The following is a 19,954-nucleotide window of genomic DNA, read 5'->3' on the forward strand; positions in this document are numbered from 1 at the left end:
TATGTTAAGAGAATTTATTATAAGAGCACATGCAAAATTTGAAATAATTTTAAATGGACAAAAGACATTCCTAAATATTCTTAAGGATGAAGGTTTGGAAAATTCAACAGGTGATTTATTTAAGTTGTATCGTAAGATATTCGGGGAATCTCATAATCAAGGTGGAATTCAATTAGAAAAAATTGGAAAAGTCTATGAAAATGGTTTCAAGGCTGTTCATAATTTTGACCTTAAAATAAATGAGCATGAATTTATTTCTCTTTTGGGCCCTTCTGGTTGTGGTAAGACAACTATTTTAAGAATGATAGCAGGGTTAGAGCTAATCTCCGAAGGCCAATTAAAAATCGGAAATGTTGTTATGAATTCATCTCTTCCAAAAGAAAGGGGCTTAGCAATGGTTTTTCAAAATTATGCTTTATACCCATACATGACTGTATACGATAATATCGCCTTTGGTTTAAAGATAAGGACATTTAGTAATGGTATATCAAGTTCTCTGCTTTTTGAGGCATTAGATATTTTGAATCCGAATTATTCTAAAATCAAATATTTAAAGGCAGAAATTTATAATTCAAAATACAAAAATAAAGTGTTATTAGATGAACTAAAGTTGAAAATAAAAAAAGAGAGAAAAGTTGGTAGCGATCACGACCTTTTAAAATCATTATTAGAAAGAAGAAAATTATTAGTAGCTGAAGAAAAATCCCACAGATGTACCATTGGGCTAGAAGAAATTACTAAGTTCAAAGATGAAATAAGACATTTAAAAAAGAAAAAAATAGTGAACAAAAACATAGAAGAGTACAAAAAAGCATTAAAAAGATACACTACATCTCTAATAATTTGAAAAAAAACTATCCCTGCCAGAATTCAATATTTCTCAGAAATGGTTGGGATTCAAGATTATTTAAGAAGAAAACCCAATGCTTTATCGGGCGGACAAAGACAAAGGGTTGCATTAGTTAGAGCAATATCAAAAGATGCTAGTTTATTTTTATTTGATGAACCACTATCTAATTTAGATGCAAAATTAAGATCATCAATGAGAACTGAAATTAGAAGACTCCATGATCTATTAAATTCTTCTTCAATATTTGTTACGCATGATCAGATTGAAGCCATGACAATGTCTGACAGAATTGTTTTGATGAATAAAGGGTACATACAACAAATAGGTACACCTAGTGAATTGTTTAATCTCCCGACTAACGTTTTTGTTGCTGATTTTATTGGGACACCAGGAATAAATTTTATTGAGGGAAAATTAGAATCAATAGATAAAATAAAAATTGGCAAAAAAATAATAAAGTTAAGTAAAAGGAGTCCCGAAATAGTGGAACAAATGAAGGGATATATTGGTAAGCATATTATTGTGGGTATAAGGCCACAAAATGTTATTTCTAATCTAAACATAATATCACACTGAAAAGAAAATATTTTTGATGTGGAGACAATCTCCGTCGAATCCATTGGACATGAAAATATAGTTAATGTTAAGTCTAAGGAGTTGGGGAGTTTGTTTAAGATTATTGGAGGAAGATATTTTAATCCAAAAGTAGGAGAAAAAATAAAGATACTTATTGATTCAAATACTGTTCAAATTTTTGATGGTGAAAATGGATTTTCTATTTCAACAATACCAAATAAAGAAACAATGATCGCAAGAGACATTTGGATTAATTCCAATGATGAAAGAGCAAAGAACACAATTTTATCAACAAAGGAAAAATCAAAAGAAAAACTATCTCATAAAATTGTTAAGGACTTATACGGATTCATTAATAAGAAATATGGCAAAAAAAGAAAAGCAGAAAAAATTCAATTTAAATATGATAATGAAAATGTTAAAGATGATAATCTTATGGATCAAGTTGCCGGAAAAGGAGGCAATTAAAGTCGATTTCAAAATAAATTTAAATAGAAAATTAAGACGAAAAATAATTATAAAAGAAATGAAATGAAATGAAAAGGAGAATAATATGAATAAAAGAAAATTTTATTTAATAGCTGGGTCAACTTTGATGTTAGCAGCACCCATTGTTGGAGTTGTTGCTTGTGGAAATAGTACTGATACCCCAATGACACTTACACTTTCTATGAGATCAGAAGATATAAACCCATGAAGAAATGCTATGGATAAATTTACTGAAAAAACAGGAATAAAAGTTAAAACAGTATTAGTGGGTGATCAAAAAGCCAATTATGCAACTTGATCTGGAACTGACTCAATGCCAGATATTGCATTAATAGATCAAAATACAGCTAAAGATGCAATAAAAGAGAATAAATGATTTCAACCTATAGATTTAACAGAAATAAAAGATGCCAAATACGATGTAGTTAATGCTACACCACAGGAATTTGACTTTGAGAACGAAGACAAATATGCTGCATCCAAGGTTTTTGCATCATTCTATTCAAATAATGTAGCAAATGGAGGCGGTGATCATAATGTAATCGGAATTCCTTACGGATATGGGTCACAAGGGATTTTCTTTAATAAGTTAAATTTGGACTTAACCAAGCCTCTTAATGCATATGTTCCAAAAAAGGATGGGACATTCGCAGAAATTGAAATAGCACAAAATCCCACAATGGATACAATTAAAACATTTTTGGCTAATTCTGGTACTGTAACAGATTTAAAAACAAACAATGTATCCAAATCTGATCAAGAGATAGACACTGCTATTAAATTAGTTAATCCAAATCTTGAGTGATACAATAAAGGTCCATATGCTATGTACCAAAGACTGGGTTCAATCGGAAAATCTTTGGGTGCAAATAATAGTCCAGGTTGAATTAAGGATATTGGATTCCCATTCGAATTAATTGCTTCATCAGGTGATGGAATATTTAACGGAACAGTACTAGATGATGCTAAATTACAAACACTATTTCCTGTAGAAAGTGGTGAAAAATCAAGTGAAGCTGAATTTTTAAAGTTATATCAATCATATTTTGGTTACTTTAACAGAAATGGAAGTGGTTCATATGCAGCAAATCCTAAATCAGTTGGTACTCCAGGTGAAGCGGATGCTCTTTGGGAAGGACAAGGCAATATTATGCTTGGTTATAAATGACAATCAAAAATGATCAAAGATAATTGATATAGAAGAACTTCTCCTAATGATAATAATGAATTATATGATAATGCAATAGAGGTTCTTCCATCACCATATGGATCAATTGGTGTCGATGCACTGGCTCTATTCAAGAATTTGTTAGGGCAAAAATTGGAAAATGCTAAAAAATTCTTGAGATTTGTTTTTGAACAAGATGAAACAGATAATGCTTATAAAATCACTTTACAAAAAACTATTTCACCAATTATTGCAGCAGAAAGTAAACAAAAAAATGCTATAGATTCAAACAATGCACTTACTATTAATGAGAGATTAAGGCAAAAAGCATTTTTTGATTCTTCAAAAGGTGAAAGTTATAATAACGTTAGTGGTGGAATAATGGCGTCATCAACCGATGGAATATATGATATATATAATGGACAGTATGGTGGTGATGATGGCCTGAAAGGTGTATTGTTAGGTGATTCAAGACCAAATGATTACACAACATGAAAAGCTAAATTTGATTCAATTTTAAGCAATGTCCGAAATGAAATAGCAATTAAAAATGTTGGAATATAGTAATACACTATTAATGATTTTAATCAAATTATATTAATCTATTTTTTAAAAATTTCATATTTTTTAGGGATCATGTAATTTTTTCCATATTTATTGATAAGAATATTTTTATATTCAATTGGAATATAAATTTCAAAGTCTTCGAACTTAATTTTATCTCTTTTAAGTGATAAAATTTTTTGTTTATTCATCTTGATTGGATCAATAGAATTATCTATTGTATAAAAATACATAGCTTGCTTTTTGGGAACTTCCAAGATTGAAATCGCCTCTTCATAGGACATTTTCTTTGATATGCATTTAACCCATAATGTTATTAATCATAATATTTTTGTCCCGATGTTAAAATTATTTCATTTTGAATGAACACATTGCATTGCAAATCGAGTTTTATTTCTAAATGATGTGAATTTTTTAATATTTTTATCATTTGATGGGACTATTAAAAAAATATCAACAAAAACAACTGATGATAAATATAGCATTCTTGATACCAAGAATTTTGGAATCAAAAGAGGATGCCCCTTTTCATTGGTATCTATTATCCTCTCCGGAAAAAGTTTTTTTAATTTTTTAAATGAATGAATTGTCATTGAAACATCAAAATCATCATCCCAAGGGATAATTTTGTTGTTTCTAATTGCGCCAAGCAAAGTGCCATTATCAGCTATATATCATATATTATTTTTCTCACATATATTAACAAATTCCTTTGCTAATTTTAAGACTTTTTGTCTGTCATTTCACATGAGTATATTATATATTTTTCGAATACATATTTATATTAAGAATTAACATTATTTTCAATATTTATCATATACAGCTTTACCGCGATCTCCATTTAAGGTTGTGCCTTTTCAAAGTATCTTTTCTGAGCCCCCAAATTGCTTTTTAAATCAAATGATTCCTTCATATTTAGTGTTATCACCATTTACATTTCCAATTCCGCCAAAATCATAAACATCATATTTTACTTCTTTAAAGTGAAGAATATCATGATGTGTAAGAGCTCTGTTAGCAATTGCATTTGTTTTATTATCAAATTCATTATTGGTGGAAAAAGAATGATATAAACGTGTTCTACCAGTTGCGGTGTAATGGGAATGACAAATAATTAATTGTCTATTTTTTGTTAATTCCGAAATAACTATTTTCTTATCATTGACCATTTGCTTGATTAAATCATATGAAGCTTTTTGTAATTTCTTAAAATCAGCAAACTCATTACATCGTTTTACATATTCTTTAATTTCATCATTACTTAATACATCTTTAAAAATAATATTAAATTCATAAGAGTCTACTTTACTTAGTTGATTTCTTGTTGATGAACTATATTAAGAAAATATTTCTTCAGTGCTTTTATTTTTTATGTCGATTTCTAATGTTTTAAAACCATATCGTTGTTCTGCACATTTTTGATAATCATGAATATAAAAATATATGTCAACATCAGCATTTAGATCTATTTCAGAGTCTCATCAAATAATTCCCTCTTTGAATTTTCCATTGTTTGAAATATATATATATGAATTATAATCTATACATGAAATATTCATTTTTAATTTGTGCATATAATGCAGAGAAATATTTGGAAAAATGTCTTGAATCAATTATGAATCAAGAATTTGAAAAAGTTTACAAAGTCGTTATTATTAATGATGGTTCAGCTGATAATACTGAAAAAATAGCAAGATCATTTAAAGGCGTAAAGATTATTAGCCAATTAAATGGTGGCTTACCCGGGGCACGAAACTCGGCATTGAAGAATTCTGTTGGCAATTGAATATTATTTGTTGATACTGATGATTATGTTAGTTCAAATTATCTTAAAGAAATTGATAATGCAATTTTATCGGATGGATCGCTTAATTTTATTAAAATAAAAGAAAAAAAAGATAGCAAAGCTGATAAAAATGACAAGAAAATTCAATCAAATAAAATGGACGACTCAGTTGTTTCAAGGGCAATAAATAGAGTGGTCTTTAAAGATTATAAATTTCCAAATGAATATAGATTTGCTGTTGAAGATTGAGATTTTTATGTTCATAATCTTCACAAGCTAGTTACCAAAGATATTTCTGATCATGATAATTTATATTATTTTTATAATTATACCTTTGGATCACTTTCGAAAACAAATAAAATTTATAGGTCAATGTTTGATCATGCTTTATCTATTATTTGAAGATGATAAACTGAGAAAACTAAATCTAGATCAAAATATTATTGGCCACTATTGGGAGCACTTATTATATGGTTGCAAGATTATGACATACAAATTTAATGCCAAGAGTCATGGCTTGTTGCTATAAAACCAAAGTTAGATTTCATATAAAACTACAATATTAAATTGTGAAAATAGGTGTTTTTAATTGAATCATTAAAAAAACAGGCAACCCATGCGATGTTTAAAACATGAGATGCTATGATATAATTAAAATAAATCACTTAATTTTTGGATATATTGAAAACAAGTATATAATTTAAGCGAAAATAAAGGAGAAATATGAAAGTAGTATCGATAGGAACTAATCATGCTGGAACATCATTTTTGCGGACATTAGCTAAATTAGATATAAAGAAGGAACATGAGATTGTAACATACGACATGAATGATAATATATCATTTTTAGGTTGTGGAATTGCATTATGAGTCGGAGGAGAATTTACATCACCCGAAGGTTTATTTTACTCAAATCCAAAAGAACTAATGAAGATGGGAATTAAAGTAAAAATGCAACACAAGGTTATAGAAGTAAACCAAAAAGATAAATATGTTGTTGTAAAAAATCTTAAAACTGGTGAGGAATTTAAGGATAACTATGATAAATTAGTTTATTCAGCAGGAACATGGCCAATTGTTCCTCCCTTTAAAGGGATTGAACTGAAAAACATTTTTATGTCTAAAATATTTCAGCATGCACAATTAATTATCAAGTGTTTGGAGCAACCACACATCAAAGACGTTGTTGTAATTGGAGCTGGTTATATTGGGATAGAATTAGTTGAAGCATTCCAAAAACATGGTAAGAATGTAACTTTAATTGATATGGAATCAAGGGTTATACCCAATTATTTTGATGAAGAATTTACAAAACCATTAGAAGATAATATAAAAAAAGTTGGTGTAAAATTAGCTATGGAAGCAAAAGTTCAAAAATTCCTTGGCAAGGATGGTAAAGTCACAGAAGTTGTAACTGATAAAGGAATACACAAAGCTGATATGGTTCTTATGTCAATTGGGTTTAAACCACTAACAGATTTAATTGATGGAGATAAACTTCCAAATGGAGCAATTAAGGTTAATGAGTTTCAACAGTCTCATACTGATAAAGATATTTATGTTCTTGGAGATGCTGCCTCAATGATGCATAACTCAGTTAATAAACATATGCATGTGGCTTTAGCAACAAATGCAGTTAAAACTGGAGTTGTAGCTGCATTCAATATTATGGGCACAAATGTTCCCATGCCAGGTGTTACAGGCACCAATGCAATTAATGTTTTTGGTGTGCATTATTCATCAACAGGCGTTTCATGTGTAACGGCTGAAAAATTAGGAATTGAAGTTAAAAGCCAATTTCTATTAGATGATGATAGACCAAGATTTATGCATAATTCTGAAAAAGTTGGATTTAAAATTGTTTATGATCCAAAAACACTAAGACTTTTAGGAGCTCAAATTGGCTCATGAGGTAAACATCCTCATACTGAAATCATGCATGCAATGTCTTTAGCCATCCAAAAACAAATGACATTAACGGAAATTGCTTTAATGGATGTTTATTTCTTACCGCACTACAACAAACCATTTAACTTTGTCTTGCAAACAATTTTAAATGCTTTGGGAATGAAATATTTGCAGTAGATAAAACATAATAGTTTGAGGATTAATTTCATTAATGCTTAAAACTATTTTTTATAAATTTATTCTATGTATAAAGTAATTAGGGTAAAATTTAATAGTTAATAAGGGAGATTTATGAAGATAATTAAGTCGTTGATATATGATCAAAGAACTTATATATTAGAAATTGATGGCAAGTTAGTAATCATCGATCCTGGTTATAACGACAAGGAAATTATCAAATATTTAGGAGAACAAAAGCCGGATTTACTTTTATTAACACATTTCCATTTTGATCATATGGCCTGTGCTGACATATTGTGCGAAAAGTATGATATTAAATCATATATAAGCAGAAGAGATTATGACTTATTGCTAAACAATCATTTGGCTTCCAGAATGGGATATACAGATGTAACTATCAAAAAGAAATATATAAAACTTTTTGATAATAAAATTGATGCACTTCCAAATTTGGAAATAATCAATGCACCAGGTCATAGTGATGGTTCGGTTCTTTTTAAATATGAAAATATGATTTTTACTGGTGACGTATTATTTACCAATTCCTATGGTAGAACTGATCTCATTGGATCGGATCCTAAAAAACAATTAGAATCTATTGCTGCTTTTAAAAATTATGATTCTAATTTACATGTATATCCAGGACATGGCAACAATGATAAACTTGCAAACATTATTAAAAATAATGATTTTTTTAAAGAAATGTAGTTAGAACATTTTAAAATAAAGGAGACTATATGAAAAAAGTATTAGTTGTAAATGCTGGTTCTTCAACGATAAAATGAAAATTATTCACTAAAGATAATTTGGATGTTTTAGCAGAGGGAGTTGCAGACAGAATCTTTGTTGATGGCTTAATCGAGACAAAGTTTAATGGAAAAAAACACAAAAGAGATGTTTCTTTAAATTCTCATATTGAAGCATCAAAGGAAATTGTTAAAGATCTAGAAACGCTCAAGATTATTGATAATATATCTGATGTTCAAAATATTGGTTATAGAGTTGTTCAAGGCGGTACAGTCTTTTATCAATCAATTGTATTAGATGAAAAAGCTATTAATATAATAGAAGACTTTTCGCCCTTAGCACCATTGCATAATCCTGGTGCTGTACAAGCAATCAAAGCATTTTCTAGTATATTTAAAGATGCTATTGGTACTGCTACTTTTGACACTGCTTTTCATACTACAATTTCCGAAGTAAATTCCACATATCCAATAGAACAAAAACTAGCTAAAGAATTAAAAATTAAAAAATATGGAATGCATGGAACATCACATAAATTTATTACACAAAAGCTTGAGAAAATACTTGGGAAGGATAAAGTCACATTTGTTAACTTGCACATCGGTAACGGGGCTTCTATTTGCGCAATAAAAGATTCTAGATCAATTGACACATCAATGGGAATGTCCCCTTTAGCCGGAATAATGATGGGGACAAGATCCGGAGATATTGACCCATCGATTCATGCTTATGTTTATAAACAAAAAGGAATTAAACCTGAAGAATTTGAAAGAATTCTCAATAAGGATTCAGGACTTAAGGGTGTATCAAGTATTTCACAAGACATGAGAGATATCTTGGAGGAAATTGAAAAAGGCAATAAACAAGCGATCTTTACTTTAGATCTATATTGTCAAAAAATTATTGACTACACATCAATATACTTAAATAAAATTGGTGGTAAATCTGATGCTATAGTATTTACTGCAGGTGTTGGAGAAAATGGTTCTTTAATGAGAAAAAAAGTAATCGATGGCTTGAACATTTTAGGAATTGAAATAGATGATGAAAGAAACAAGAAAAGAAATGAAGACGTTATCTTGATTTCTAGCAACTCTTCTAAGGTTCCTGTTTATGTTATTGCTACTGATGAAGAAATAATGATTGCTAGAGATAATTTAGAAATAGCAAATAACTAGTCACTATTGTATAAAGTAACAAATTTCATATATCTAATTTCCATTTTATTATTTTATAAATTTAATGTAAAGCATTGTTTATCCATTTATATAAAATGGATTTTTTATTAAGTTATAATTGAATAAGGAGTTAGCAATGGATATAAAAACTAAAATTGAATTTTGGATCACACACGCTAGTGCGGAATTGGTGGATCAGATAAAAAAAATGTCACCAAAGGATCTTGAAGACGCATTTTCTCATCAATTAACTTTTGGCACTGCTGGAATTAGAGGCAAAATTGGACCTGGTTCTAACAATATGAACATCTATAACATTGCAAAGTTCACATATGGTTATGCAAAATTATTGAAAGAAAAATATGGAAATCAAGATATTTCTGTTGTCATAGGTACAGACAACAGACATAAAAAAGATGAATTTTCTGAAATAACTGCTTGTGTTTTGTCATCATTTGGTATAAAATCATATAAATCACTAATTGTTCCTACTCCATTTGTTTCTTTTGCTATTAGAGATTTGCGAGCACAAGGTGGAATCATAATTACTGCTTCTCATAACTCTGCTAATAACAATGGTTATAAAATATATAATGATATAGGTGCGCAATTATTGCCAATTGATTCAGATAAAGTTTCTAAATATTCAGAAGAAAGAAATGAATATTTAACTTATCAATTTGACATAAATACTAATCTGATTTCTCCCATTCCTTCTGAAACTTTTTTAAAGTATGAAGAATTAGTTAAAAAAATTGGGTACAAGTCAGGACCAAAGAAAATCAAAATTATTTTTTCACCTCAACATGGTGCTTCTGCAAAGTTTATACCTAAATACTTAAAAGATTTAGGCTATGTTGTTATTAATGTTGAGGAACAAATGAGTCATGATCCAGACTTCAAAGGGACACCTTCACCAAATCCAGAATTACCAGAGGCCTATGGCTTAGGTATTGAATATGCTAAAAAAAATTGTGCGGATATTTTCATCACGACCGATCCAGATGCGGATCGAATAGGTGTTGTAGCTCTTAAAGGTGATGAGTATAAGATATTAAACGGCAATCAAACAGCAGCAATTATTTTTAACTATATAGTTAAAAATGAAAGTTTAGATAATGCTTATTTAGTTTATTCTTATGTTTCATCGCCATTATGTAAGTTGATTGCCGATAGTAAAGGAATAGCGGCAATTGAGGTCGCCACTGGTTTTAAATGAATTAGTGACATCATTGAAAAATTCAAAGATAAAAAATATATCTTTGGGTTTGAAGAATCATTTGGATCATTAATCAACCCTAATATATCAAGAGATAAGGACTCTATTCAAGCAGCTGTTTTAATATCGGAAATTGCTAACATGGCAAAAATAGAAAATAAAACTTTATGAGATTTACTTGAAGATATTTATAAAGAATACATGTTTCTAAATGAAGACACTCAAACAAAATCGTTTTTTGGTCTTGGTGCTATCGAAGATAGAATAAAATTTATGGAAAATATAAGAAACAAGGCGGATGGATTATTTGAAGATGAATATGATATTATTGATTTATCAAAAGGACTAAAATATGTTGCCCCTATGAATTTAATCAAGTTCTTATTTAAAAATGGTTCTTGAATTGCGGTACGACCATCTAAAACTGAACCTAAAATTAAATTTTATAAAATTGCCATTGCAAAATAAGAAGTTGATTTAGTTAAAGAAAACAGCAAAATGTTATCATATTTGAAAGTGATTAAGGAGTTGAAATAATGAATATATTGCTAACTGGAGGAGCAGGATATATTGGTTCTCATACAACTTATGAATTAATTCGAGATGGCCATTCTGTGATTATTTTGGATAACTTATCTACTGGAAATAAACAAGTCGTCCATCCACAAGCAAAATTTTATGAAGAAGATCAGCTTGATAAAAATGTCATGAAAAAAATATTTTCAGAAAATAATTTTGATGTTGTCATGTATTTTTCAGCCAAATTAATTGTGCCTAAGTCCGTTGAACAACCTCTTGTTTATTTTGAAAATAATGTTTATGGTCTTGGTCTTATTTTAGAGGTAATGAAGGAATACGGAGTCAAAAATATTGTTTTTTCTTTGACGGCAGCTGTTTATGGAGATCAAAATTTAGACACCTTAAAAGAAGACTCACCTAAGGAGCCATTCACACCATATGGAACTTCGAAGCTTTCCTGCGAGCGGCTTATTCAAGGAGCGGCAAAGGCTTATAAAATGAATTATGTAATTTTTAGATATTTCAACGTGGCTGGAGCTGATGCTTTTGGCGAAATTGGTCAATCAACAAAAAGTCGAGAACTAACACACTTGATTCCTGTTGTCATTGAATCAGCTTCAGGCATCAGAAAAAATATGTCTATTTTTGGAAATGATTATAAGACAAAGGATGGCACATGTGTTAGAGACTATATTCATGTAAGTGATCTAGCTAAGGCTCATGTTTTTGGTGCTAAATATGCCTTTAATGGAAAATCAAATATTTTTAACCTTGGTTCCAATAATGGATTTTCTGTTCAAGAAATTGTGAACAGTGTTGAATCAACACCAGCTTTAAAAGTGCCTTATAATGTTGAAGGTAGAAGAGATTGTGACCCTGCTAAACTAGTTGCCTCAAATGATAGAGCTCTCAAGGAACTTCACTGGAGCCCAAGTTTTGATTTGGATATAATGATCAAATCAGATTATTTATGGAGAAATAATAATTTTTTTAGTTAATTGCTAATATATTTTAATGATTTTTATACAATAACTACTGCATTGTGTTTTATTATGTATAATTAAAATGAAAGAGGCTGATATGAAAATATTATTTTTCGATTCAAAGAGATACGATGAAAAAACATTTACTTTAGCAAACAATAATAAACACGAATTGGTCTTCCGTACTGAGAGACTTACTATAAAAAATGTTAATGAAGCCATGGGTTATGATGCAGTTTGTGTGTTTGTAAATTGTAATGGTAGTAAAAAAATCTTAAAAATAATTCATGAACTAGGCATCAAGTTTTGATTCCAAAGATCTGCTGGATATAATAATGTCGATCTTAAGACAGCTAAAAAATATGACATCAAAGTTTTCAGAGTTCCTGCTTATTCTCCTGAGGCAGTAGCTGAACATGCTATAACCTTAATTACAGCAATAAATAGAAATATTCATATTGCTTATATTAGAACATCAATGAAGAATTTTGCTTTAAATGGCTTAGAAGGTGAAACTATTTATGGACAGACTATTGGAGTTTTAGGTGCTGGTAGAATTGGACAGTCTTTTATTAAAATTGCCAAAGGCTTTGGAGCAAAAGTAATTGTTTATGATGAATACGCAGAAAAAAACTTTCCAGATACAGCTAAACAATTAGGATTCGAATACGTTAATAAAGAAACCGTCTTTAAAGAATCTAATTATATTTCATTGCACTTACCACTATTACCTTCTACAAAGTATATAGTTAACAAAGAAACATTGAAACTCATGAAGGAAAATGCCATCATTGTTAATACATCAAGAGGTCAATTAATTAATACCTCTGATTTACTTGATGCTTTAGACCATGGCATAATAAGGGGTGCAGGGTTAGATGTTTATGAGAATGAGAATGGTGTTTTCTTCTTTGATCGATCAAATGATTTAATTGCCGATCCATTATTAAATAGGTTAAGAGCGCACAGAAATGTGATCATGACTTCTCACCAAGCATTCTTTACTAATCTAGCTTTAAAGCAAATAGCCGAAACTACAATGGATAATGTTGAATTATCTCTTAAAGGTGAAGATGGTAAGACAAGGCTAATTATTCAAGAAGATGGCATGATTATAAATGGCTAATCAATGCATTGCTTATCTAATTACATAAATATGACATTTATATTAATTTATAAGTGTTTTTTATTTGTATAATAAACAAATGAAATTAAAAGCAACTGGGTACAATGCAAACGGTGATGCCATCACAAAATATAATGATAAAGTTTTCTATGTTCGTGGACTTATTGTAGGCGAAATAGCTAAATGTGAGATCACAAAAGAAGAAGAAAAATGAGGTGTAGCTAAAATAATTAATATCTTAGAAGAGTCACCCAATCGAGTTCAAAAACTGCCCCAAAATCATTCAGAAATAGGTGGTTATGAAATTATGCACATGAACCGTGAAGAACAAACGTCTTTTAAGCTAAACAAAATTATAGATGACTTCAAAAGAAATGCTGAAGAAAATATCAAACTAGAGAAAATGTTTATTGGTAAAAAGCAATTACACTATCGCAATAAAGTGACTTTACATGATGGCGGTTTTTACAAGAGAGGCACAAAAGAAATCATTAAGATTACCGATTTCTTACTAACTTCAATTGATCTTAATACTGATCATGATGGTGATGTCATCATAAGAGAACTTGACACCAGAATAGAAGGTCATAAAAAAGAAAAATTGTTTACAACAGATACCATGATGGGTATGAAATTTAATATTAGATTGAATGCTTTTTATCAAATTAATAAGGAAGTTGCTGAAGAAGCATATAAAGAAATTCTTTCATTCTTGGATGATGATAAAACTGTATTTGATCTCTATTCAGGAATTGGTATTATTGGTCTTCTTGCTGCTAAGCGTTCAAGAAGAGTTATTGGTGTTGAGTGAAATAAATCATCGCATAAATCAGCTCTTATGAATCTAAAACAAAATCCTATCAAAAATATTCAATTTCTTTTAGATGATGTTGATAAATTTTTGAAGTATACTAATGCCAAACCAGAAATTGTTATTGTTGATCCGTCACGAAAAGGTCTTGGAAAATCCGCATGTAATTCATTATTAAATTTTATGCCACAAAGAATCATTTATTTATCATGTAATCCTGGTTCACAAGCAGCAGACTTTAATCGCCTAAAAGAGCAATATAACATTGTTTATGCTAAGCCGTTTGATATGTTTCCCATGACTCATCATATTGAAAACTTAATTGTTTTAGATAGGAAATAATTGGGCAATTTTGTAAAATTACAATGTAGTATAATTCGATAAGAAAGTAGGATAAATGAAAAAAATAAATTGATTCTCTAGATTATTCATGAGTTGAAAATCTCTTCAAGAACATATGAATAATTCTGAAATTAATGAGGAATTAATCACTCTAAGAATTGAAAAAAAATCATTTGAAGAAAGATTGCTTGAAAAAGACAAAGTCTATGAACAAGCAATTTTGACTATGCAACAACAACGAGTTGAGATTGCGAAGATATCAAGAGAAATATTAAAGAATAATGCATCGAAGGAATCCATTAATGATAAAAACATGGAGCAAGAAAAAGAATTAGCTCTTAAAAATCAAGAAATTAATAATTTAAAAGATACTATTCTTGAAAACAAGAATAATCTTGCTAATCTTAAAAAGGATATTAACGAGAAACTTGATCCATTAAAAAGAATCCAAAAAACATTTTTTGCTGAATCTGGTAATAAAGGAAAAGGTGAGCTTGGAGAAATGCAAGTTAAGACTATTTTGGAAAAATCTGGTTTAGAAGATGATTTTTGGACTGAAAACTTGATTGTGAACGATAAGCATCAAGTAGAATTTGCCATCAAATCAGGACATGAACAAAAATGAGTTCCTGTAGATTCTAAAGTCTTGGACACCGAAGTGGATGTTGATGGAAAAGTTGTTATTAATTCTACATTCAAGTCAAGAGTTTTAACCCAAGTAAAGGAAGTGAAAAAATATCTAGGCAAGCCAAAAACGGCTGATTATGGATTGCTAGTATTGCAAAATGATGAAATTTATATGAGTTTATTTAACGAATATCCTTTGTTTTTCCAAACTATGATCAGAGAACACAAAATTTATATATGCGGACCATCATCATTTGTTCAGTTTGCATGGTCTATATCACAAATACTTGATATTTATGAAAGAGTACATAATGATGAAAAAATTTATAATCAGATGTTAGATACACTAACATCCATTACAAAATTATCTGCCTCATTACTTAAGGTGCATAAAGATTTCAACATTGCCATGAATACTCATTATCCTACTCTTCAAAAAAGACAAAAGAAGTTGCAAAACAAATTGGTTAAAGATGAAAAAATAAAAGAATTGCAGAAGATTGAACTAATTGAATAGCGGAAAAATATATTATTGTATTTTATTTGTCTATACACTCAATAATTATTGTAGATGCTCTGAGCGTTTTAATTTTTGTGATATTCTTTTAGACACTCATTAAAATTTATAATTAAAAACCCAAGAGAAAACTCCAATAATAATTGGCAACATGCATAAATTATTTAGAAGCATTTCTCGAAAATTGTGGAAGGTGAGTTTGTGTTACTAACTTTGCAAAAGTGAAAATTATGTTAGAAAATCTTGCAAAATATTTTTTACTTTAAGAATATGCTAGAATGATAAAATATATATTTCCAACACATCGTGAATTAAATATTTTGAAAAACGAATAGTTTGATTTTACAAATTGAGGAATAATTTCCTTAATAATAGACTTTATTCATACTTAAATTGCAATATTTATAAACAACAAAATAATTTTGTCCATCTAATATATATAATTAATCTATGTTTATTCAATATTCTATTAAAAAAGGAACAAATTTTAAAATGATAAAAAGTCAGCATCACAATAATTTACAAAGAATGATTAAAGATAGAGAATTAATAGAAAGTTGCTTATCCGCTAAAAAACTTTAAAATGATTATGATTCTAAATTAAAAATATATACAAGTAAAAAAGTAGATATTCAAAGTACTTGTATTAGCTTTATTTTTGGGGAAAGATTTATTAGATAACAACATATTCAAGACTATACTGAATTAATAGATTTTTGTGCAAAAATGGAATAGTATTGATTTTTATAAATTTTATGTTCTAAAATTGTATTTATTTCTATTAGAAATACAACTAAGAAATGAAATATTACCATTATAGACTGTAAATAATTTATAACCCATTGTCAATAATATTTAATTTAGAAAGTTAAATTTCAATATATAAGCTTAGCTGTAAACTATTTTTATCTTTCACAAATGTTACAAAAATATTATCTTTACATGTTGCTAGGGTGCTATAATTTATGCATGTCTTATAAAGCACTATACAGATCATATCGGCCAAAATCATTTGATGATGTTGTTGGTCAAGATCACATCACTGAAACATTAAAAAATATCTTAAAAACAGATAAGATCTCGCATGCTTATCTTTTTGCTGGTCCTAGAGGAACTGGTAAAACATCCGTTGCTCATATTTTTGCTAATGTTTTAAATTGTAGTGATGTATTATCAAAAACAAGTTCTTGTGGCAAGTGTGAACAATGTTTAGTTAAAATAAATATGGATATTGTTGAAATTGATGCCGCATCAAATAATGGTGTTGGAGAAATTAGAAAATTAATTGATGATTCAAAATATGCCCCATCAATGTCTAAATATAAAATCTATATTATCGATGAGATTCATATGTTATCTAAAGGAGCTTTTAATGCTCTATTAAAGACCTTGGAAGAACCATCTGAGCATATTATCTTCATTCTTGCAACAACAGAACCGCACAAAATTCCCATTACCATTCTCTCAAGAACACAAAGATTTAATTTTAGAAGAATTTCTAATGAAGCTATTGAGGGACGATTAAAATTTGTTTTAAATAAAGAAGGGATTGCATTTGATGAGGAATCTATTGAGACTATCACCAGATTATCAAATGGTGGAATGAGAGATGCTCTTTCAATGGCCGATCAAGCATCTGCATTTTCCAATCAAAATCTATCATTTCATGCTATTTCAACTGTTTTTGGAATTGTTTCTACTTCTAAAATTATTGAATTACTTAATAAGATTTACATGACAGAAACAAAAGAAGTATTGATTTTGTCCAACTTATTTTTAAGCAGTGGAACAAATATTACAAAATTAATTGAGAATATTTTAGAAATTATTAAAGACTTCATTATCTTTAAAAAAACAAGTGACATTAACTTATTAACAACATTGAATCAGGAAAAAATGAAAATGCTTAATATTTCAATATTGTTTTCATATAATGTTTTAGAGGAGTTTGGTGAATTATTGACAAAACTAAGATTTTCAGAGTATCCATCTCAAACATTTGAACTATCATTATTAAAATTATTGAATAAAAATTATACTTCAAGTACCGAAATGCCAATAATCAATGATTCATATCAGGAAAAGATTGCATCAAGAGTTGATGGAGTTGTAAAAGTACCAATAAAATCATTAGAAGATACAAGCATTTTTGAAACAAACACCACCGAAATTAAAAAAGAAATAAATCATGATAACTTAACTTCAGAAATACAAATAGCTGATGAAGCTCTTGAAAATGAGTCAGATTTAATTGAGGAAGATATTTTGAATACACAAGAGATTAACTTGCAAAATGCATCCAAAGAGATTGACTCAACAGATGAAATTGATATAATGAATATGTTTCAACTTGACAATGAAGTTGCCATGGATGAACCAACAACAAGTCCAACCACCTTCGATCTTGATGAGATAATTAATTTAATAGTTCTTGGAAATAAAGACCATGTGACTAAATTAAAGAGCAAGTGGTCAAATATCGTTGACTATATATCTGAGCCAAAATTTCATAATGATGCAACATTGCTTCAAGGAACAAAAATAATAACAGCAAGCGAAGCCTTTATTTTAATTACTTCTAAAGAGGATTTAATTGTTCGTGAAGTTAATGACATTATTGGCACAGACACATTTAATGAGCTTATAAATTATGTGTTGGGAGAACCATATCGTATATTTGCTATAACGCTTGAAGAGTTTGAAAAAGTGAAAGAAGAATATAAAATGGCTAATGCATTAGGCAATTTGCCAGAACCTAAAGAGATTAAAAAGCCAGAAATTAAAAAAGAAGAAAACAAGGCACAATCATTTGGAGAAGAAATATTTGGTGATATATTTGGTTCTTAAAAGGAGAACATATGAACATGAATGCAATGATTCAGCAAGCAAAAAAAATGCAAGAGGAAATGGAAAAAAGTAAGAAGAAATTAGCTTTAAAAGAATTTACAGTTGAAAAACAAGGTGTTACCCTAGTTATAACAGGTGACAAGAGAATAAAATCCATTAATATTAATGAGGCTTTAGTGGACCCGGAAGATAAGGACATACTAGAGGATCTAATGATTATTGCCTTTAATGATGCTATCAAATTAATTGAAGAAGAAGAAACGTTAATGACACCAACAATGCCTGGTGGAGGAATGCCTTTCTAATGAGGCCCAATTCATTAATGGAATTAATCAATGAGTTTTCGTCATTGCCAGGAGTCAGCAAGAAACAAGCTGAAAAGATTGCATTTTTTTTAGTTACTTCTAAGCATGCAAATAGCAATGATTTATCAGATGCAATATTAAACGCTTCACAAAAAATTAAAAGATGTCAAGTATGTAATCATTTAACTGAAAATGATAAATGTTATATTTGTTTAGATACAACTCGCAACAATGTTTTAGTTGTTGTAGAAAACTCTGTTGATGTATTTAAATTTGATGAGACACAAGACATAAAGCCATATTTCCATGTTCTTAATGGCTTGATTAATATTTCCAAAAATATTAAATTTGATGATCTTAATATTGATAAGTTAAAATCAAGGGCAAAAGATTATAAAGAGGTTATTATCGCCTTATCTCCAAATCTTGAGGGAATTGTCACAGCTAATTACATCAAGCAATTATTAAGAAATCAAAAAGTAACACAGCTTGCTCAAGGTATCCCATTAGGAGCAGCAATGGAGTATGTTGATGAATTGACTTTGAAAGCTTCAATAGAAAATAGAAAAGAGATCAAATAATGTTTATAACTTTTGAAGGAGTTGATGGTTCTGGAAAAACAACCGTCATTGAAAAATTAAAAAAGTATTTAAATAGCAAAAATTTTGAATATGTTTTTACAAGAGAACCAGGTTCAACAGAGTCAAAAGAAGCTGAACAAATTAGAAATATTATTTTAAATCCCGATAATGCATTAACTCCGATGACCGAGGCGATTTTATTTACAGCAGATCGCAGATTGCATCTTGAAACATTAATTTGACCAGCATTAGCACAAAATAAAACTGTTTTATGCGACAGGTATGTAGACTCTTCACTTGCTTATCAAGGAGGTGGCAAAGATCTTGGTGTAGAAAATATTTTACAATTAAATAGAACTGTCATTGACGATACTATGCCAGATCTAACAATCTTTTTTGACCTCAAACCAGAAGAAGCTGCAAAACGTGTTGAAGAAAGATCGATCAAAGACCGCATGGAATTGGAAAGTGATTTATTTAGACAAAAGGTTTATGATGGATACAAAAAAGTGATCAAAATGTTTCCAAATCGTTTTAAAGTTGTTGATGCATCAAAATCAAGAGAAGAAGTCTTCAATGATGTTAAAAAGATAATTGATAAAACACTTAATTTATAAAGTGCTTTTCTTTA

At 29.1% G+C, this 19,954-nt stretch carries 18 protein-coding genes; 15 read left to right on the plus strand and 3 right to left on the minus strand.

The window, feature by feature from the left end; all coding sequences use genetic code 4:
* The first annotated feature begins 1 nt into the window (after nucleotide 1).
* A complete protein-coding gene (locus tag O3I44_RS00730; RefSeq protein ID WP_303717287.1) occupies nucleotides 2-1,894 on the plus strand; it encodes an ABC transporter ATP-binding protein in 1,893 nt (630 codons plus the stop codon).
* A gap of 85 nt (nucleotides 1,895-1,979) precedes the next feature.
* Complete coding sequence (locus tag O3I44_RS00735) at nucleotides 1,980-3,647, plus strand: type 2 periplasmic-binding domain-containing protein (RefSeq protein ID WP_303717288.1); 1,668 nt, start codon at nucleotides 1,980-1,982, stop codon at nucleotides 3,645-3,647.
* 38 nt (nucleotides 3,648-3,685) lie between these two features.
* Here the strand turns inward: O3I44_RS00735 and O3I44_RS00740 are convergent, their stop codons facing one another.
* The 3 genes from O3I44_RS00740 to O3I44_RS00750 form a co-directional block, all read right to left on the minus strand.
* Complete coding sequence (locus O3I44_RS00740) at nucleotides 3,686-4,396, minus strand: LicD family protein (RefSeq protein ID WP_303717289.1); 711 nt, start codon at nucleotides 4,394-4,396, stop codon at nucleotides 3,686-3,688.
* A 48-nt stretch (nucleotides 4,397-4,444) separates the two neighbouring features.
* The gene (locus O3I44_RS00745; protein WP_303717290.1) at nucleotides 4,445-4,816 is read right to left on the minus strand and encodes a GNAT family N-acetyltransferase; all 372 of its coding nucleotides are present in this window, start codon (nucleotides 4,814-4,816) and stop codon (nucleotides 4,445-4,447) included.
* A 168-nt stretch (nucleotides 4,817-4,984) separates the two neighbouring features.
* Nucleotides 4,985-5,206, minus strand: coding sequence for a hypothetical protein (locus O3I44_RS00750; RefSeq protein ID WP_303717291.1), 222 nt, complete (start codon nucleotides 5,204-5,206; stop codon nucleotides 4,985-4,987).
* Between O3I44_RS00750 and O3I44_RS00755 the strand changes: the two genes are divergently transcribed.
* From O3I44_RS00755 to tmk, 13 genes are all read left to right on the plus strand, one after another.
* Nucleotides 5,194-5,844 carry a glycosyltransferase family 2 protein gene (locus O3I44_RS00755; protein WP_303717292.1) on the plus strand — a complete coding sequence of 217 codons (651 nt, stop codon included), beginning with the start codon at nucleotides 5,194-5,196 and terminating at the stop codon, nucleotides 5,842-5,844. The two genes, O3I44_RS00750 and O3I44_RS00755, sit on opposite strands and share 13 nt — an antisense overlap.
* Nucleotides 5,845-6,156: 312 nt before the next feature.
* Nucleotides 6,157-7,518 carry an FAD-dependent oxidoreductase gene (locus tag O3I44_RS00760; protein WP_303717293.1) on the plus strand — a complete coding sequence of 454 codons (1,362 nt, stop codon included), beginning with the start codon at nucleotides 6,157-6,159 and terminating at the stop codon, nucleotides 7,516-7,518.
* 114 nt (nucleotides 7,519-7,632) lie between these two features.
* Nucleotides 7,633-8,229: an MBL fold metallo-hydrolase gene (locus O3I44_RS00765; RefSeq protein ID WP_303717294.1), complete on the plus strand. Its 597-nt coding sequence runs from the start codon at nucleotides 7,633-7,635 to the stop codon at nucleotides 8,227-8,229.
* A 29-nt stretch (nucleotides 8,230-8,258) separates the two neighbouring features.
* Complete coding sequence (locus tag O3I44_RS00770; protein ID WP_303717295.1) at nucleotides 8,259-9,446, plus strand: acetate/propionate family kinase; 1,188 nt, start codon at nucleotides 8,259-8,261, stop codon at nucleotides 9,444-9,446.
* Between the two features lie 136 nt (nucleotides 9,447-9,582).
* Nucleotides 9,583-11,133, plus strand: coding sequence for a phospho-sugar mutase (locus tag O3I44_RS00775; RefSeq protein WP_303717296.1), 1,551 nt, complete (start codon nucleotides 9,583-9,585; stop codon nucleotides 11,131-11,133).
* 68 nt (nucleotides 11,134-11,201) lie between these two features.
* Nucleotides 11,202-12,182, plus strand: coding sequence for a UDP-glucose 4-epimerase GalE (gene galE, locus O3I44_RS00780; RefSeq protein ID WP_303717297.1), 981 nt, complete (start codon nucleotides 11,202-11,204; stop codon nucleotides 12,180-12,182).
* Between the two features lie 82 nt (nucleotides 12,183-12,264).
* Entirely contained in the window at nucleotides 12,265-13,293 is a 1,029-nt protein-coding gene (locus O3I44_RS00785) for a 2-hydroxyacid dehydrogenase (protein WP_303717298.1), read from the plus strand.
* Nucleotides 13,294-13,372: 79 nt separating this feature from the next.
* Nucleotides 13,373-14,446, plus strand: a complete 1,074-nt coding sequence (locus tag O3I44_RS00790; protein ID WP_303717299.1) for a class I SAM-dependent RNA methyltransferase — start codon at nucleotides 13,373-13,375, stop codon at nucleotides 14,444-14,446.
* A 55-nt stretch (nucleotides 14,447-14,501) separates the two neighbouring features.
* Nucleotides 14,502-15,590 carry a DNA recombination protein RmuC gene (gene rmuC / locus O3I44_RS00795; RefSeq protein ID WP_303717300.1) on the plus strand — a complete coding sequence of 363 codons (1,089 nt, stop codon included), beginning with the start codon at nucleotides 14,502-14,504 and terminating at the stop codon, nucleotides 15,588-15,590.
* Nucleotides 15,591-16,559: 969 nt separating this feature from the next.
* Complete coding sequence (gene dnaX, locus O3I44_RS00800; protein WP_303717301.1) at nucleotides 16,560-18,437, plus strand: DNA polymerase III subunit gamma/tau; 1,878 nt, start codon at nucleotides 16,560-16,562, stop codon at nucleotides 18,435-18,437.
* Nucleotides 18,438-18,448: 11 nt separating this feature from the next.
* A complete protein-coding gene (locus O3I44_RS00805) occupies nucleotides 18,449-18,742 on the plus strand; it encodes a YbaB/EbfC family nucleoid-associated protein (protein WP_303717302.1) in 294 nt (97 codons plus the stop codon).
* Nucleotides 18,743-18,759: 17 nt separating this feature from the next.
* Complete coding sequence (recR, locus tag O3I44_RS00810; protein ID WP_303717303.1) at nucleotides 18,760-19,323, plus strand: recombination mediator RecR; 564 nt, start codon at nucleotides 18,760-18,762, stop codon at nucleotides 19,321-19,323.
* Nucleotides 19,323-19,940 (plus strand): dTMP kinase, encoded by a 618-nt coding sequence (gene tmk / locus O3I44_RS00815; RefSeq protein WP_303717304.1) that lies wholly within the window; start codon nucleotides 19,323-19,325, stop codon nucleotides 19,938-19,940. Before recR ends, tmk begins: the two co-directional genes overlap by 1 nt.
* Nucleotides 19,941-19,954: the final 14 nt, after the last annotated feature.

The organism is Candidatus Mycoplasma mahonii (genome assembly GCF_030550815.1).
Lineage (GTDB): Bacteria > Bacillota_I > Bacilli_A > Mycoplasmatales > Metamycoplasmataceae > Mycoplasma_O > Mycoplasma_O mahonii.